General features: G+C 48.4%; 1 protein-coding gene. It reads right to left on the bottom strand.

Annotated features, from left to right (window positions below):
• Nucleotides 1-572: sodium:solute symporter family transporter (locus R7044_RS27030; protein ID WP_405540953.1), on the bottom strand; the 572-nt coding region annotated here is incomplete at both ends.

The following is a 572-nucleotide window of genomic DNA, read 5'->3' as shown; positions in this document are numbered from 1 at the left end:
ATTGCTAGGAACAATGCAATCAAAGAAATCACGATAACGCCCACACGGCCAATCATCACCACTTCTTCTGAAGAAGCATCAGGTTTGATTACTTGCTTGTAGAAGTCTTCTGCTAGTGCAGATGAAGATACTAGAAGCTGTGAATCTGCTGTACTCATTACTGCCGCTAGGATTGCTGCTAGTAGGATACCAGCAACCACTGGGTGGAATACGGTGTTCACAAGCAACATAAAGATTTTCTCGCCATCTTCTAGTTGCGTACCTGGGTGGCCAGTCACCCATACCAGACCAACTAGACCCACTAGCATTGCACCTGCCATTGAAAGCGCAGTCCAACCCACAGCGATACGACGCGCTGTAGTTAGGTCTTTGTTTGAACGTGATGCTTTGAAACGCGCTAGGATGTGTGGCTGACCAAAGTAGCCAAGACCCCATGCCGCTAGCGAGATAATCGCGATAGCTGACAGCGGCTCACCTTTCACATCGTTCCACAACGTCAGTAGTTCTGGGTTGATGTTGTGCATGTCTGAAGACAGTTGGCCAAAACCACCGTCCATAACAGCAATCGGAAC

It is taken from the genome of Vibrio sp. 1402 (genome assembly GCF_033340275.1).
Note: the sequence above shows the minus strand (reverse complement) of the source record. Positions and strands in the feature narration are given on the sequence as shown.